Below are 17,251 nucleotides of genomic sequence, written 5' to 3'. Positions count from 1 at the left end.
TGGCACCGACGAGTTGGCGCTACGACTCCGTCTCCAAGTCTGCGTCGGTGCCGTGGCCGACTCCGGAGGCACGCGAAAAGATCTTGCGGCGCAACACCCAAACGACCGCCAGCACCAGCACGCCTAGTACCGGGATCCACGGCAGCAGAAATCCAATAGTCAACACCAGGCCATCGACAGTCGCGATCAATGACTGCCATCCGCGTTCGAGGGCTCCGAGGAAACCACCGGGCGCCACCGTCGGCTTGGACGAGAGAGTGACATTGATTGTTGCATAGGAGATTTCGTCACCGAGTGTGGTGCGCTGGGCACGCAGCGAGTCCAGCTCGGCCTGACGCTCGGTCAGCGACGACTCCGCGGCGAGTAGGTCGGCAACACTGCCGGCCCGGCCCATCAGCTCGCGCAGGCGATTCACCGATGTTTGCAGAGCCTCGATGCGGGCGTCGAGGTCGACGCGTTGGGACGTGACGTCGGTGCGGCCGATCGACATCGATTCCACTTCACCGAGATTCTTCGCGTCGGCCAGAACGCCGTCGAGCTTGTCGGCGGGGATGCGCACGACGAGGCTGACCGTGGGCGAGGAGGCCCCGGAGCGTTCCGAGCGCGAGTCGACCCTGCCGCCGGCGTCGGAGACCGCGGCGGCGAGCTGGTCGGCGGCTTGGGCGGGCGCTGCGACGACCATCTGCAGCGATCCGTTGGTGATGATGTCCCGTTTGTAGGTTCCGTCCGCCGGGGTCCTTGGTGGCGGCGGCGCTTCCGGCAACGCGACCGTGTTCTCGGTGCCGCCGAGGCTGCCCTTGGTCTCCGGAATCCCGATTGAATCCGCGATTTCGGGAGGCTTGCCGCCCACTATGCCGGTGCTTTGATCACGCGTCGCGGTGGACAAGCCGTCACCGCTAAGCGACCAGATCCAGCCGGTGCCAACCAGCAGCGCACTGACCAGCGCCACCGCAACTACGTTGCGTAGCTTGACCGTTCGCGCTTTCGATCGCTTGGCTTCCGAGTCGCCGCGGGCGGATCCTTCCGCCCGCCGGGTCGATACCGCATTCTGCGACGCGCCCCTGACTCGCGGCGGGTCGTGGGGGGCCGGCACCGCGACGGGCTGGATCACCCGGTGGTGCAGGGCGCCCTCGGCTACCACGCGGCCGTCCCGAAGTTCACTGGCGACATAGGCGGTGAACCTGCACAAGACACCGAAGCGCAGCGACGTGTCGACGATCCGCGTCGCCACGTCGTCTCGGGTATCCGCTGGCGCCGCGGCGTAGCCGTCCTCGAGGTCGCGCAGGTGGGCCCGCGCCCATTGCGCCGTCACGGCTGGGACCGCGCAGCGCTCCGCGGCCACGGTGATCGACCAGTCCGCGCCCGCCTCGGTGGCGCCGCGCACGGTCAGCGAACCGGGCGCACTCCCCCGATACCGTCCGGACACCACCAGCGGCACCCCGGGCAACAGGTCGGGCAACCGAGCCGGGCTCATGGTGTCCTCGATAGCCGTGAACCCCGCGGCACGTACTTCCAGCCCGGTCGCCAGCGGCGTCCGGGCGCAGCGCTGGATGACGCCGGGCAGGGCCTCGTCGAGGCGGTCCTCGTTGTCCACCAGCACGCAGCGTCCCCCACCGACACCGGCCAGGCGGCGCAGGAATCCGGCGTTGACAGCCTCATCGACACCGATCGTGTGCAGCCGTACCCGCCCCAGATCGCCGGACAGCTCTTGCAGTAGCTGGTCCTCGTTGCCGACCTGCCCGTCGGAGATCAGGATGAGCACCGCATCATCGGTGTCGGCCACCTGCTCCCGGCCCAACAGGGCCAGCGCCCGCCGCAACGGCGCGAGCATTTCGGTGTCGCCGCGCGCTTCGACGCGAGCGAGGTGCTCGACCGCGCGATAGCGATGCCGGTCACTGGCCTCGGTCAACCCCGCGGGCAGACCGACCGGATACTCGATGCCGTCATCGAAGGTCAGCACCGCGAACCGGTCGTCGCTGGTGAGCGCGTCCACGATGCGGGATGCGGCGCGGCGGGCGGCGGTCATCTTCCACCCGGCCATGCTGCGGGAGCGGTCCAGCACCAGCACCAGGTGCCGTGGGCGCGGTGTTGCGGCACCGGCCGGCGGCAGCACCGTCAGCTGGTAGGTGCCCTCGTCGCCCTCGGCATCGGGAACCAGCACCAGCGAGCTGGCGAGTTCCTGGGCGTCGCAGTCCAGCCGCAAGACGAAATCCCGGTTGGCCGGTGCACCGGGTGTCACCTGTATGCGCCCGTCGGCACCGGTCACCGCGGGCATGTTTGATCGCACCTGCGACAGGTTGAAACCGGCGGGGTCGATCCCGACGTCGATGGTCACCGGAACCGAGTGCGCAAATCCTGCCACCAGCATCGGCGGGGTGATCCGAGATGCGTCGGGGACCGCGTCAGTGTCGTCGGCGTAGCCGTCGCCGACAGCAATATCGGCCAGCGGTTCACCCGGGATGTAGCGGGGTGCGACCACCAATGGGAAGCGGAATGTCGCCTCACCATCCTCGTAGGTCAGCGGGTTGATGATGGCGAGCGCGACGGTGACCCGTTGACCGGGCACGATATTGCCGACCCGGATGGTGAACACGTCCGGCCGGTCCTCCTCGAGGATCCGGGCCGATCGTCCCGATGCGATGGCCTCGTCATACGCGCGGCGAGCAGCCTCACGCTCGCGCAACTCGGCTTCAACATCGCGCCCGTCGACGCTCACCCGCATGCGGGTGACCGCCGCACGATCTGGCAGCGGGAACACATAGCTGGCTTCCAGGGCTACGTCGAAAGCGTTGACGAAGTCTTGCCTCAGCTCGACTCGGCTGGTGAGTCCGGTGATATCGACCCCAACATCGACGCGTTCGAGTGGCAGGCTGCCCCGGTCGGTGCTCAGCGCGCCCGGGCCAGGCTGGCCGTCGGCGGCGACGGGGCCGGTCGTATCGGCCTCAGTCGTCGGCGTGATGCGCACGGTCATGATGGGCTCCGTTCATCTCATCCTGGGATAGCAGGCCCGACAGCAAGCCGCGGTCGGCCAACAGTTGCAGCAATGGCCGGGCGGCCGCACGGATCGCGTGCAGGTCGTCGTCACCGGGGCGGCCTTGGCCCTCGGCGGGCAGCAACAGCGTCACCCCGCCAGGCAGGCTTACCGCCGCAAGCGACGTGACAGTGTCAGCACCGCCACCGTCGGTCGCCGGTTCGACGGTGACCGGCCGATCGGCCCAGAAGCGGCTGCGGCGGCTCGGGTGGACCTCGGCCGATGCCCGCGCCGCGGCCGTGACCAGTTCGTCGGGAACGGCGGCCACCCTGCTCAACGTTTCGTTGGTCGCTCCGGCGAGCTCGGCTTGAATGTCGGCCAACGAACGGCCCTCAGCCTGGCGACGTTTGACCCCAATGACCTGCAGCAGGTGCCGCAGGCCATACAACGCGGTGCGCCCCTGCATGACCGGCCGGTCGACGAGCCCGGTAGTCGTGTACCACCGCACCGAGCGTCGATCGGGAAGCTAGCGAACCCGGCCGTTGGGCGCTCCCGGGTAGGCGGGATCGGCCAGCCCGGCAGCAACCCGTCGCACCAGCTCGTCCAGCGTCCACGACGCCCGCTCGGCCATCCGTCGATACTGACACTGTCACTATTACACTGTCAACGTCTGGGTGTCTCCGACCTTGAAGCACTGCGACGACGGCCCACTCGATCCGGGCGGATCCGGACGGATCTTCGGGCCTGGCCAGTCGGCGCCCACCGGCCCAGGCGGAACGGCTCACGAGCACGATTCGGTAATCCCACCGCCAACGGCTCGCGTCTCACCCAGAATAGGGAGTCGTGAACGGTGCTGCTCCCCTAGGCGGGCGACGGGGTTGATGGCGGAAAGATCGTGTTGAGTTTCGGCGCCCTCGGGCCATTGGAGATGACGATCGATGGCGTAGCCGTGCCGTTGGGCACCCCCAAGCAACGGGCGGTGCTGGCCGCGTTGCTGATCAATCGCAACCGCCCCGTCGCAATCGATGCGTTGATCGAGGCGGCGTGGGAACAGGGGGCTCCGGCGGGGGCACGAGAAACGCTGTATGCGTATGTGTCAAAGCTGCGTCGCCTGATGGCCGGCGCCGGCATCGAGACCCGGGAACTGCTGGCAAACATGCCGCCGGGATATCGACTCACGGTTGCCGACGGCGACTACGACCTCGGCCGTTTCGTGACCGAAAAGAACGCCGGGGTACGGGCCGCCGCGGCTTCGGGCTTTGAACAGGCTAGCGACCACTTCTCGGCCGCGCTTGCCCAGTGGCGCGGTCCCGTGCTCGACGACCTACGCGACTTCACCTTCGTCGACGCCTTCGCCACCGGACTGGCCGAGGAAAAACTGGTCACACAAATCGCTCGCGCGGAAGTTGAAATTGCTTGCGGCCGCGCCCAGTCGGTAATTGGCGAGCTGGAAGGACTCACCACCGACCACCCCTACCGGGAACCGCTTTGGGTGCAGCTGATCACCGCTTACTATCTGGCCGAACGCCAATCCGATGCGCTGGATGCCTATCGTCGACTGCGGGACAGGCTGGCAGACGACCTCGGTGTCGACCCCGCTCCTACGGTGCGCGCGCTATATGGACGAATCCTGCGTCAGCGGCCACTCGACGTCTGCAAGACCGCCCAGTCGAACGCCGATGAAACCATCAGCACCCTGTCGGTCCACATGCCGGCCATTCCGGACGCCACCCACGGCCCCTCGCTACGCGACGCGAACGAACGTCGGTATCCGTTGGTCGCGACCACCACCCGGATCGGGCGCAGCCCGGACAATGACATCGTTCTTTCCGGTGGCAAGGTCAGCCGTCACCACGCCGCGATCGTTGACACCGGGTCCAGCTTCGTCATCGTGGATTTGCGGTCACTGAACGGCGTTTCCGTTTCTGGTCGGCGTGTTCATACCAGCACCGCGCTAACCGAAGGTGACCGGATTCGCATTGCCGAACACCAGTTGATGTTCGAAACCGCCTCCGGAGCCGACAGGGTGTCCTAGGCCGCAACGGCGATGAGCGTGATGCGCCGAGCATCGTCGATCGTCGAGATAGCCCAGCACGGCTGTGCCCAGCCGCATGCAGGGGGCCGATCCCAGGGCTCCGGCGTTCCCTGGGGCCGATCCCAACCAGGTTGTCGCCGTTGAGGAAAGCCCCAAGGTTGTGGTTACCAGTGTTGAAGAAACCCTCGTTGAAGGTCCCATGGTTAGCCAGACCCAACAACCCCAACCCCGGCAACGGCAACGGCAACGGCAACGGCAACGGCAACGGCAACGGCAACGGCAACGGCAACGGCAGACTAGAGTTGTTGCTACCCACATTGAAAGCACCAACATTGTTGAGGCCGTCGTTGCCGATACCCAACCCACCGAACTGAGTCAGCGGATCAGTAGGGGTGAAATGCGGGCCGACGTTCCCGATACCGATATTGACCGAACCGTTGTTGAAGGCGCCGATGTTGTCCAGACCGTTGTTGGCGATGCCGAGCCCCCCGAACAGGGTAATCGGATCAGTAGGAGTGAAGTCCGGACTGATGTTGCTGATACCGAAGTTCAGCGTGCCGTTGTTGAAGAACCCGACATTGCCCTGACCAACATTGCCATAGCCATAATTCGGCCACTCCGACGCCGCCCCTGGTAGCCCGGCCAGGTCTGCACTGTTGAAGCGCAGGGGGCCGATCCCAACCAGGTTGTCGCCGTTGAGGAAAGCCCCAAGGTTGTGGTTACCAGTGTTGAAGAAACCCTGGTTGAAGGTCCCGTGGTTAGCCAGACCCAACAACCCCAATCCCGGCAACGGCAGACCAGAGTTGTTGCTACCCACATTGAAAGCACCAACATTGTTGAGGCCGTCGTTGCCGATACCCAACCCACCGAACTGAGTCAGCGGATCAGTAGGAGTGAAATGCGGGCTAACGTTCCCGATACCGATATTGACCGAACCATCGTTGAACGCACCAACATTGAACAGACCATTGTTCGCGACCCCCGCCCCACCAAACAACGTGATCGGATCAGTAGGAGTGAAGTCCGGACTGACATTGCTGATACCGAAGTTCAGCGTGCCGTTGTTGAAGAACGCGAAATTACCCTGACCAACATTGCCGTAGCCATAGTTCGGCCACTCCGACGCCGCGGGCGAGATCAGCTGGGCAGCAGCGGCGGCCGCTCCGCTGTGGTATCCCACCATCGCGGCCACGTCCTGTGCCCACATCTCCTCATAGATTCCCTCGGTGGCCGCGATCGCCGGCGCGTTCTGCCCGAACAGGTTCGACAGCACCAGGGACACAAAGTTGGAACGGTTGACCGCTATCAGCTCCGGGTGCACGGTGGCTGCCACCGCCGATTCAAACGCACCCACCACCGCTTCGGCCTGTGCCGATGCACTCGACGCGTGGGTTGCAGCGGTGTTCAACCACCCCGCATACGGCGCTGCCGCGGCAAGCATCGCTTTGGACGCCGGCCCCTGCCAGGCCTGGGCGGCTAATTCCGCGGTCGTCGAGGAAAACGATTGCGCTGCCGCATCGAGCTCAGAAACCAAGGCATTCCAGGCAGCGGAGGCCTCCTACATGGGAGCCGAGCCTGCGCCGGCTAACATCAACGCCGAATTGATCTCCGGCGGTAACGCGAAAAAACTCATCGCCCATTATCCCTTCCCACAAACCCGCCCCCGGGCAAATGTCCGAAAAGTCCTACAGCGGAACAGACGGTACAGCGGCAGGCCCGACCGAGGTTGCGCAACGAGAAAAAAAGGAAGAATTGAGACCTTCCGCCTGCCGACATGGCCCAAATAGATTCATCCCACCAGTACTGAACAGGCAAAAGGCGCTAACCACACACCAGCCGCATCTCACCCATGAGAAAATCCGAGCCCTCCTGCACGCCTCCGACCACGTACTTGAACCGGGTTGCCTGGACTCCTACGCGGGCGGCGAGAGCAATGATCAGAGCGTTCTGGATGAATTTCTGTGGGCGGGCGCGAAAGTGGGCATGTGTTCGCGTGGGTGATCTGACCGTCGAAGTGGTGTTGCGCGAGGCGCTGCCCGCGGCCGGGGGCGATGGAGGTCAAAAGCACCGCGGGGCATCGACCGCCCTATCACCCCTGATTCGGTTGAGCGGCAGCGGCCTTCCCCGCCCATCCCGCCCGTGCCAGCTCGCTAGCCGCGACTTACGGCCGGCGTCGCAGGGATGGCTGTCGGCCCCCTGGCGCGGCGCTACCACCGGCCGCGGCGGCAATTGCTGCGGTCCGGATGATTTCGGGGGACGATGGTGCCCAACGAGTGGGTCCGTAAAGTGCACCCGGCGTACTTGCCGAGGCCAGAGCGGACACACAACAAGCTCCGAAAAAGCAAGTCGTTACGGTTGGGGTAATTGATACAGCCGGTGCACGAGTGCGAAAGTCGAGTGCGCTGGTTGCTGGGACTAGTGTTGGCGCAGGAGGTCCGATGACGGGTACCGATGCCGGTGGGCACCCATCTGACCCAGCCGTGACCGAGAACGAGTCCTATGAGGTACTGCGTCGTCTGCAAGGGCCACACCGCAATTCCACGAGTTCGACCGGTGGGGTAGGCGAATTTTCCGAAATCACCATCACAAATGCGGTGCCGGAATTGGCTGACCTGGGGTTTGTCGACGCGTATGAGGTGGGACGAGGCGGGTATGGGGTGGTGTATCGCTGCCTGCAGGCCGAGTTGGGCCGGGTGGTGGCGGTCAAGACGTTGACCGCCGATGTGGACGAGTGGGGGCCGCGGTTTCTGCGGGAGGAGCAGGCCATGGCCCGACTGACCGCGCGTCCCAATATTGTGCCGGTGCTGCAGGTGGGGCAAACCGCCAGCGGTCTGCCGTTCTTGGTGATGCCGTTTTGTGGGCGCGGGTCTGTGCAGCAACGGATCGAGCGCTATGGGGTGTTGGCGGTCGAGGAGGTGCTGCGGATCGGGGTGAAGATCGCGGCGGCCTTGGAGTCGGCGCATCGGGTGGGCGTGGTGCACCGCGACGTCAAGCCCGCCAACGTGTTGCTCACTGATTACGGTGAGCCCGCGCTATGCGACTTCGGCATCGCGCGGATGGAGGCGGGATTTGAGACCGGGCCCGGGATGTTCGTCGGGTCACCCGCAGGGCCTGGGGTCACCCGCCTATACCGCTCCGGAGTTGTTGGCTGGTGAATCGCCTAACGCCGCGTCGGATGTGTATGCGCTTGGAGCCAGCCTGTTTGCCGGATTGACGGGCGATGCGGCGTTCGAACGGCGCAATGGTGAGCAGGTGGTGGCGCAATTCCTGCGGATCGCCAATGAGTCGATCCCGGATTTGCGTGACAACAATATTCCCACCCAGGTGGCGGACGTGGTCAATGCGGCGATGGCCCGCGAGCCCGGGGATCGCCCTTCGGCGCTCAAGCTGGGTGAAATGATCCAGCAGGCCCAAGCCGATCTTGGGCTGGCTGTTGATGCGATGGCGCTGCCGGAAGCCAACGGTGAGGAGGGAATTCGGTCGGCGCGCCGGATACCGACGGGGGCGCGTTCCGGGGCGGAGCGCTACGGACCGGGCCGGGTGCCGGTTCTGCCGGCCGGGCTGGTGGGACGCCGCGACGAGCTGGCGCAGTTGCGAAAGTCGTTGTACAGCTCGCGGCTGGTGACGGTGACGGGCATGGGTGGAGTCGGAAAAACCACGCTCGCGATCGCCGCGGCCGGCCAGTTGCGCGCCGAGTTCTCCGATCAGGTGTGGCTCGTCGAGCTCTCCGAGCTACGCGACGGCGACATGCTAGCTGAGGTCGCCATCGCCGCCCTGGGGGTCTGCGATCAAACGGGCGCGCCGCCAACCGACGTGCTTGTCGAATTTCTTGGCCACGGCATGACTCTGCTGGTGATCGACAACTGTGAACAGATCATCGACGCGGTAGCCAAACAGGTCGACAACTTGCTGCACCACTGCCCGCAGCTACACATTCTGGCTACCAGCCGTGAAGTCCTCGATATCGATGGGGAATCTGTCCTACCGTTGATGCCACTCGCGGTGCCCGAAACCGATGCCGACTCCACGCTGGGCAGTCTGGCCCGCTATGACGCGGTGGAGTTGTTCGTTGCTCGCGCCCGGGCCGGGGTCCCCGAGTTCCGCCTGACCCACGCCAATGCGGCGGCGGTGGCCCGCGTCTGCGCGCGCCTGGACGGCTTGCCGCTGGCGATTGAGCTGGCGGCAGCCCGGCTACGGGCATTGTCGATCGAGCAGATCGCCGACGGTCTGGCGGACCGCTACCGCCTACTCAGCCGTGGCCACCGCGGTGCGCCCACCCGGCAACAAAACCTCGTCAGCTGTGTGGCGTGGAGCCATGACCTGTGTACCCCCACCGAACAACACCTGTGGGCAATACTGTCGGTCTTCGCCGGCAGTTTCGATCTGCCCGCCGCCCGGCATGTGAGCGCCGGCAGTTTGCTCGACGAGCAGTGTCTGGATGTGATGTGCACGCTTGTCGACAAGTCCATCCTGATCCGCACCGAGCACGATGGCCAAGTTCGGTTCCGATTGCTCGACACCCTGCGCGACTACGGCCGCACCCACCTCAGCGCTGCCGAACACCACCAACTGCGCCACCGCCAAGCCGACTACTACCACCGTCTGGCGACGCAAGCGTACAGCGATTGGTTTGGACCTCAACAAATCGAATGGTTGAGTCGTCTCACCGCAGAAACGCCTAACCTGCGCGAAGCGCTGCAATTCTGCATCACCCATGAACCTGCCACCGCGCTGGAATTGGCCGCAAATTTGCGCGAGATCTGGATTCCGCGCGGAATGTTCAGCGAAGGGTACCGCTGGCTGGATCTCGCGCTGACTGCGTTACCACCCCTACCCAGCCCCGAACGCATCCGAGCGTTGGCTCACATTTCGGAGTTCGCAAATTTTCGCGGCAATTTGCCGAGAGCGACGGAGCTAGTCGCGCAGGCACGCCAACTTTACGAATCGCTGGCCGATCGACGAGTAATTGCCGTGCTCGAATGCACCGACGGCCATATGGCGATGATCAACGGTGATTTCGAACGCGCGCGAGACTGTCTCCGACGTGCTGCGTCGGCAACCGACGACCTGCAATCCAAGGGCTGCGCGATGTTGCTCATGGGTTGGGACTCTCTCTTTTGGGGCGATGTTGAGAATGCGTCAGACTGGTTCGAGAAGGCCCTTGCCGTGTCCGAATCCCACGGCGAATCGTTGCAACGATCATATGTGTTGGTATGCACCGGAATTAGTTCATGGCGCCGAGGCGCGTTCGAACGCGCCGAGCAACAGCTCCAGCAGGGTATCCAAATTTGTCGAGCACTCAATGATCGGTGGATGGCCGCGCAGTATTTTGAGGCACTGGCGTGGTGCGCCGGATCCAATGAGGACTTCCGGCGTGCCGTCGTGTTGATGGCGGCGGCCAATGTGCTGAGCCCGGCTACTGGATTTCCGCTGATGGCACTTTTCTCCGGACTTCACGACGAGTGTGAACAGCGCTCCCGCGCCGGGCTCGACGACGCGGAATATCAGGCGGCTTGGAACCAAGGCAGCGCGCTGAGCTTTCAACAGGCCGTCATGGTCGCCATGGGCGAATGATGAGAACTACCTTTTGCGGGCCTACGTGGCCTGTCCCCTAGACGGCTCACCCGGATAAGCGGCGCGCCGTAACCCCAGCGGCCCTTTGCGCCCTGCGGTTCAACAGTGACGCCCAAGATCACCGGCGGCTGGTTGGAAATCCCACAACCTGGGGAAATGCCCGACTATTCAAACACCGCACGCGAGAAATTGCACCGCTTAACGCGGGTTGCCCCGGTGATCATCGGCGATTGACGCCGACCGACCGGGCGACGGTAAGGATTTGTAAAGGTCGGAACCCGATAGTGCTGACATGCGAACCCAACACGGTTCCAGGCAGCCGGATCCACAGGTGCCAGGTCGGCGACGTCAACCTGCCCCGCTACGGCTCGCCCCCATCCGCGTCGCGGCAACTCGAGTTTCATTCACTCACGCCAGCCGCCGGACAGCGGAAACACGTCAGCGCAATGACGCATGCCGACGTGCACACCACAACACAACCGCTACTACCGCCGCGGCAAATCTGCGCGCAACAAACGATGGCGTTTGCCCGTGCAAGTGACGCGGTCAAGAAGCGCTTCCCAGAAAGGAAGAAGCCGTGATAGACAAAGCCCCGTTCCCAGGGCTCCGGCGTTCCCTGGCCCCGTTCCGAGGCGCACGTACCGTTCTTCACAACACCACGACGGCGAGCATGCAGCCGACAACCACGCACCCGGCCCAAGCCAGAAGGCTTCGTAGTTCTGGGGAACTGCTTGGCGCGCGAGATGTATCGGCCCACAACAAGCCACGCAACGTCGACAACACCAGGGGTGGTAACGCGCCCGCCAACGAGCGGCGCCGCCGGCCCGGTCGCCCCCGTGGCAACAGCTCCGACACTCGGCAGCGCATTCTCGCCAGTGCTCGCGAACTGTTTGCGAGCAACGGTATCGACCGAACATCGATACGGGCGGTGGCCGCGGCGGCAGATGTCGATGCGGCGCTCGTGCATCACTACTTCGGCACCAAGCAGCAGCTGTTCGCCGCCGCGATCCACCTTCCCATCGACCCAAAGCTCGTGCTGAAACGCATGCAGAACACCCCAACCGCTGAACTCGGATTCGCGCTGCCGTCCATGCTGCTGCCGATGTGGGATTCCGAACTCGGCACGGGGTTGATCGCCTCGCTGCGCTCCCTGTTCGGCGGCGGCGATGTGGACTTGGCACGCTCATTCCTGCAAGAAGTCGTCACCGCCGAGATGGCGTCGCTGGTCGACAATCCAGCGGGAACGGGCATGATCCGTGCCCAGCTAGTCGCGTCGCAATTGCTGGGCGTCGTCATGGCTCGCTACATCTTGCAGATCGAGCCGTTCGCCTCGATGCCGGCAGAGGACATCGCGCGAGCCATCGCGCCGAACCTGCAGCGTTACCTCACTGGGGAAATCTAGGTCCCGCGCCCATCGTTGATCGGGCGTGCTCGCCGTCGTCATCGGCAGCGCGGGCCTGGTCGACAAGTGGCGCCGGGAGACAGTCTTGGTGCGGTGGGCCGGTCGAGGCGGCGGAATCGTCGAGTAGATTCCCGTGTTCGGTGCCGGCCCGCCGCAATCGGCGCTACCGGCTTCGCTGTTTATCCGGTTTACCCGCGCCATGCGATCCGGCACCCGTGCCGGCCCGGGGTTCTTGGGTTCCGGGCCAGCACGCCCCGGTCGGTGTCTCACGTTCGCAACCGTTGCGGACACATCGTTGACACCGGCGTAACAAGTTTGGCATCGATGCTTCCTATGGTGAGGCGGTCCGCCTTCCGCGGTGCAGGACGTCGCGGACCCCCTTACTGGTAGGAGCTCAGTTGAGCGGAAACGCAGTTCGCCTGCAGGCGATCAACAACGTCGAGGCATATGTCCCCCCAGCCGTCAGTTTCGTCGCGGGCGAGGCCCCGGGCGAGATCTTCGGCTCCAACGTCTTCACCAAAGCGGAGATGCAGGCACGGCTGCCAAAAGCGGTGTTCAAGTCGGTCCTCGCCACCATCGACAAAGGCGCCAGGCTCGACCCTGCGGTCGCCGACGCGGTCGCGGTGGCGATGAAGGACTGGGCGCTGGAGAAGGGCGCCACCCACTACGCTCACGTCTTCTACCCGATGACGGGGTTGACCGCCGAAAAGCACGACAGCTTCTTGGAACCCACCGCCGACGGACAGACGATGGCCGAGTTCGCGGGCAAGACGCTGATCCAGGGTGAGCCCGACGCGTCGAGTTTCCCGTCCGGCGGGTTGCGCAGCACGTTCGAGGCGCGCGGCTACACCGGCTGGGACGTCACCAGCCCGGCCTATGTTCTGGAAAACCCGAACGGCAACACCCTGTGCATTCCCACGATTTTCGTCTCGATGACCGGGGATGCCCTCGACTACAAGACGCCGCTGCTGCGCAGCCAGCAGGCCATGGGCATCCATGCCGAGCGCATTCTGAAACTGTTCGGCCACAAGGAACTCAACAAGGTCGTCTCGTTCTGCGGTCCAGAACAGGAGTACTTCCTGGTCGACAGGCACTTCTTCGTGGCGCGGCCCGACCTGGTCAACGCCGGTCGCACCGTCTTCGGCGCCAAGCCACCCAAGGGCCAGGAGTTCGACGACCACTACTTCGACGCAGTCCCCGAGCGGGTACTGGGCTTCATGATGGACACCGAGCGGGAGCTGTTCAAACTGGGCATTCCCGCCAAGACCCGCCACAACGAGGTCGCCCCGGGCCAGTTCGAGGTGGCCCCGATGTTCGAACGGGCCAACATCGCTTCTGACCACCAGCAGCTGCTGATGACGGTCTTCAAGACGCTGGCCAAAAAGCACGGCATGGAATGCCTGTTCCACGAGAAGCCATTCGCGGGGGTCAACGGTTCGGGTAAGCACGTCAACTTCTCGGTCGGCAATGCCGAGCTCGGCTCACTGCTGGTTCCCGGCGATACGCCACACGAAAATGCGCAGTTCCTGGTGTTCTGCGCCGCGGTGATCCGTGCCGTGCACAAATATGCTGGGCTGCTTCGGGTTTCAGTTGCATCGGCCACCAACGACCACCGGTTGGGGGCCAACGAGGCGCCACCGGCGATCATCTCGATCTTCCTTGGTGAGCAGCTTGCCGATGTGTTCGAGCAGATCGCCAAAGGTGCGGCCACTTCGTCAAAGGACAAGGGCACCATGATTATTGGGGTCGACACCCTGCCGCCGCTACCCACCGATCCCGGCGACCGCAACCGCACCAGCCCATTTGCGTTCACCGGCAACCGGTTCGAATTCCGCGCACCCGGCTCGGGCCAGACGGTTGCGGTACCGATGACCATCCTCAACACGATCATGGCCGACTCGTTCGACTACATGGCCACGGTCTTGGAGAAGGCCGTGGAGGACGGGGAGGACTTCGACGCCGCGGTGCAGAAGCTGCTCACCGAGATCATCACCGAACACGGTGCGGTGGTGTTCAACGGTGACGGCTATTCGGAGAACTGGCAGGTCGAGGCGGCCGAACGAGGCTTGCCGAACCTCAAGACCACGCTGGACGCCATTCCCGAGTTGATCAAGCCGGAGTCGATCGACCTTTTCCACAAATACGACGTCTTCAATGAACGAGAGCTGCACAGCCGCTACGAGGTCCGTTTGGAGCAGTACGCGCTGACCATCGCGGTCGAGGCGAGGCTGACGTTGGAGATGGGGACGACGGTTATCCTGCCGGCGGCGATGCGCTACCAGACCGAACTCGCCCAGAACGTCGCCGCTCTAAAGGCCGCTGGCGTTGAACCGAGCATGGTCGCGCTGGAAGCGATTTCGGCTCCGCTGTCGGATCTGTCCGCGGCACTGGCGTCACTGAAGATGGCGTTGTCCGAGCACTCGGCGGATTCGGCGCTCAGCGAGGCCAAGCATGCCCAGGAGGCGCTGCTGCCCGCGATGGACGCGGTGCGCTGCGCCGCTGACACGTTGGAAAGCGTTGTGGCCAATGACTTGTGGCCGCTTCCCACCTACCAGGAGATGCTCTACATCCTGTGATGAGCCCGTCGGGCGTGGGGGTCGGCCGCGTCAGCGGACACTGGTGATTCAGCCCCCACGCCCGGCGCTCTGCGCTAGCACCGGGGCCGCTGCTGCGCACCCGGTTGCTCATCGAGGCCGGCCGCCATCCCCACGCGACCGGATGCCACGTCAATATTTGAGCGATTTCACCGGTCTCTTGATCCCGTGATAGGCACCAGCCCTGCCGCGCCCGACCGACGCCGGTGCACGGCAATCACCCGCGGCACTACGCAGCTAGATGCGACACCTACTGGTGTCCAGGCGGGCGTAGACCCAGAGCGCGCAACAGGTCGTCAGGCTCCCACCGCGGGCTGCTCACCGCGTCACCGGAGTCGCGCAACCGTCCGCTCTGGGCCCGAAGCCCCGAGCGCTTCTTTGAATGCCGGCGCAATCCACGAAGGCTCGTCAGCGGAAGGAACAAGGTCGGCCCGTCGCGCTCAACCCCGGTCCGCCGCGCCGGACCGCCTTGGTTCGCCGAACTGTCCGAGTGGGCCGGGTTGACCGGCTGCAGCGGGTTGGTTGCATGCACCAGTTGAGCTTTAGTCGACATCGTCAAGGAAGGTTCGGCCGTCGCGGAGGCCGCTGTCGGCAGCGCCGATGTTGCCGTCGGCGCCAACAGTTCGCCCACACCGCCGACGGCTCCAGGGGCACCGCTGCCCACGGCCCCCAACGGCCCGCCTGCCAAGGCGGCCGTGCCATATCCATCCAATGACCTGCCAAGGCCGGAGCCGAGCCCGACGCCATGACCAGGACTGTGGCCGCTGGCCGAGCTGGTCGCACCGGCACCGTGGTCACCACCGGTGCTGGCAACACCTTGGCCCGCCGAACCACCGCCGCCTGCTCCGCTCGAGCTGGCGGCCGCGTCGGTACCGCCGGCCGAGTTAGCCGCCCCGCCGGCCCTGGCCGCGCCGCCGTCGCTGACGTGCGAGCTAGCCATGCCGTCTCCGCTACCACCTCCGGCACCGCCGTGTTGTACGCCGGTGCCCACCGACGCAGCATCTCCGTTGCCGGCCGCAGGTCCGGAGTGCACCGTGGCCTGGGCGGGACTGCCTCCGGTTCCGGCCGCGGCCGTAGCGCCGGCGGGTCCGACCGGTGCGGCGTTAGCGGTGGGTTGACCGACATCGCCAAATCCGCCGGCACCGCCATGCAGACCGCCGCCGATGGCGCCGTTTCCCGTTCCGGGTCCCCCGGCCTGCCCCTCTGCCGGCGCGGTGAACACGCCGATCGCCTTCTCCAACGGCGAGGCGTTGGTGGCCTCGGTGGAGCCGTACGCTTGCGCGCTCGTTTGCAGGATCTCGACAAACCGGTCGTGAAACTCCGCTGCTTTGGCACTGAGAACCTGGTAGTTGTAGGCGTGCGCGCCGAACAACGACGCGATTCCTGCCGAGACGATGTCGCCGCCCGCGGGCTGCACGGCCGCCGTCGGGGCCGCGGCAGCCGCACTGGCTTGGCGCATCGTCGAAGCGATCGCGGCCAAATCCCCGGCCGTGGCGGCCAGCAGGTTCGGCGAAGTGGTCACGTGCGGCATGAACGTACTCCAACTCCAACTACCAAAACCCGACAGTCATCGGATCGCGACTTCACAAAAACTATCAGCTATCAGCCGAAATGTTAGCCCGATCCGGGAAGACAGCTCAGGATTCACGCACCCTGAGGCTCCGCTCGCGAACTCGCCGGCGCCCCAGCATAGCGGCAGGCGCCAACTGCGTGCCGGTGCACGGCCATCAAGAGTGCGTGCCGCTGCCGCCAAGAGGACTGTCACCGAACATGTTTGGTTCGAAATGCTCTTGTGACCGACGGCGCTCATCGATACCCAATCTCATCCGTAGCAAATCGTTTTGGAGAAGACACGGTTACGACGTCCCCGCCGCGCATCGGTTCGGCAACTAAATCGGCCGCTCGTCTAGGAAAGATCTCCGGACGGCGATACAGTTCCGCCGCACCGTTCGTTCGCGGAGATACCTTCTGAGCGCGATCATGAGAAGAGTTGTCGTTGAGAAAGTTTGATCGAATCAACATCGCTGTGGTTGCCAGTGCCGGGTTGTGCGGGGCCGCCTTTGCGTTCAGCCCCAGCGCGGCGGCGACGCCGTTACGAACGGGCGACCCCAGTTGTGTGGAACAGATGGCGGGGGTTGGAGCACCCGCGGCGGGTGCGGCGCCAGTGATGGCGCCGATCCTGCCCGGCCCCCCGGTAGCGGGGGCGGTGCCCGTCGCGGGCGGCCCATTGCTGCCGGTGCCCGCCGCCGGCCCGGTACCGATCCCGGCACCGGTGCCCGCGGGCGCCCCGGTACCACTGCCAGCCGGCGCGCCAGTACCAGTACCAGTACCAGTGCCGGTGGCGGTTGGCGCTCCGGTGCCGGTAGCGGCTCCGGGACCGGCCGCCGCGCCACTACTGCTTCAGGCCGGGGGCAAAGGCGAGCCCACCGCCATCGACCCGGCGCTGACGGCTGACCCAGTCGTCCTACCTGGTCCCCCGCCGGCACCGGCCCCTGCCCCACCGGCACCCACGGTGGTCACTGGCGCGACGTTAGCCGGGGCCACCCAACCGGTTGCGCCCTGCTGCAACCCCTGATCAGTTGCTGGGCGGTGCTGGCTCTTCGGGCTGGCCCGGCAGTCCCTCAACAGCGCGGGTGGGGATGGGATCGGCCGACTTGATTGTGCGGGCGGGGATG

General features: G+C 65.1%; 10 protein-coding genes and 1 pseudogene. 7 read left to right on the top strand and 4 right to left on the bottom strand.

Features of this window, described 5'->3' with window-relative positions:
• Nucleotides 1-19: 19 nt before the first annotated feature.
• Both MMSP_RS12390 and MMSP_RS12385 read right to left on the bottom strand, forming a co-directional pair.
• A complete protein-coding gene (locus MMSP_RS12390; RefSeq protein WP_036426467.1) occupies nt 20-2,971 on the bottom strand; it encodes a DUF4349 domain-containing protein in 2,952 nt (983 codons plus the stop codon).
• Nucleotides 2,943-3,479 (bottom strand): secreted protein, encoded by a 537-nt coding sequence (locus MMSP_RS12385; protein ID WP_020786867.1) that lies wholly within the window; start codon nt 3,477-3,479, stop codon nt 2,943-2,945. The genes MMSP_RS12390 and MMSP_RS12385 overlap by 29 nt, the downstream gene beginning before the upstream one ends.
• A 387-nt stretch (nt 3,480-3,866) precedes the next feature.
• Here MMSP_RS12385 and MMSP_RS25960 point away from each other — a divergent pair, with 387 nt between their 5' ends.
• On the top strand, nt 3,867-5,006 hold the full coding sequence (locus tag MMSP_RS25960) for a BTAD domain-containing putative transcriptional regulator (protein WP_020725841.1): 1,140 nt from the start codon (nt 3,867-3,869) through the stop codon (nt 5,004-5,006).
• A 1,159-nt stretch (nt 5,007-6,165) separates the two neighbouring features.
• Here MMSP_RS25960 and MMSP_RS27505 read toward each other — a convergent pair.
• Nucleotides 6,166-6,552: pseudogene (locus MMSP_RS27505) on the bottom strand (PPE family protein); the annotation flags it as partial.
• Between the two features lie 892 nt (nt 6,553-7,444).
• Here MMSP_RS27505 and MMSP_RS28410 point away from each other — a divergent pair.
• The 5 genes from MMSP_RS28410 to MMSP_RS12350 all read left to right on the top strand — a co-directional run bounded on the left by MMSP_RS28410 (nt 7,445) and on the right by MMSP_RS12350 (nt 14,558).
• Nucleotides 7,445-8,161 carry a serine/threonine-protein kinase gene (locus tag MMSP_RS28410; RefSeq protein WP_255342202.1) on the top strand — a complete coding sequence of 239 codons (717 nt, stop codon included), beginning with the start codon at nt 7,445-7,447 and terminating at the stop codon, nt 8,159-8,161.
• A complete protein-coding gene (locus MMSP_RS28405) occupies nt 8,076-10,580 on the top strand; it encodes an NB-ARC domain-containing protein (RefSeq protein WP_255342201.1) in 2,505 nt (834 codons plus the stop codon). The genes MMSP_RS28410 and MMSP_RS28405 overlap by 86 nt, the downstream gene beginning before the upstream one ends.
• A gap of 105 nt (nt 10,581-10,685) precedes the next feature.
• Entirely contained in the window at nt 10,686-10,814 is a 129-nt protein-coding gene (locus MMSP_RS29335) for a hypothetical protein (protein WP_020725846.1), read from the top strand.
• A 436-nt stretch (nt 10,815-11,250) separates the two neighbouring features.
• The gene (locus tag MMSP_RS25950) at nt 11,251-11,982 is read left to right on the top strand and encodes a TetR family transcriptional regulator (protein ID WP_020786865.1); all 732 of its coding nucleotides are present in this window, start codon (nt 11,251-11,253) and stop codon (nt 11,980-11,982) included.
• A 398-nt stretch (nt 11,983-12,380) separates the two neighbouring features.
• Nucleotides 12,381-14,558 (top strand): glutamine synthetase III, encoded by a 2,178-nt coding sequence (locus MMSP_RS12350; protein WP_020786863.1) that lies wholly within the window; start codon nt 12,381-12,383, stop codon nt 14,556-14,558.
• 268 nt (nt 14,559-14,826) lie between these two features.
• Here the strand turns inward: MMSP_RS12350 and MMSP_RS12345 are convergent, their stop codons facing one another.
• Nucleotides 14,827-16,107: a PE family protein gene (locus MMSP_RS12345; protein WP_020786862.1), complete on the bottom strand. Its 1,281-nt coding sequence runs from the start codon at nt 16,105-16,107 to the stop codon at nt 14,827-14,829.
• 465 nt (nt 16,108-16,572) lie between these two features.
• Between MMSP_RS12345 and MMSP_RS28400 the strand changes: the two genes are divergently transcribed.
• Nucleotides 16,573-17,151: a hypothetical protein gene (locus MMSP_RS28400; RefSeq protein WP_020786861.1), complete on the top strand. Its 579-nt coding sequence runs from the start codon at nt 16,573-16,575 to the stop codon at nt 17,149-17,151.
• Nucleotides 17,152-17,251 lie beyond the last annotated feature (100 nt).

It is taken from the genome of Mycobacterium sp. 012931 (assembly GCF_000419295.1).
In the GTDB taxonomy this organism is placed as follows: Bacteria; Actinomycetota; Actinomycetes; order Mycobacteriales; family Mycobacteriaceae; genus Mycobacterium; species Mycobacterium marinum.
Note: the sequence above shows the minus strand (reverse complement) of the source record. Positions and strands in the feature narration are given on the sequence as shown.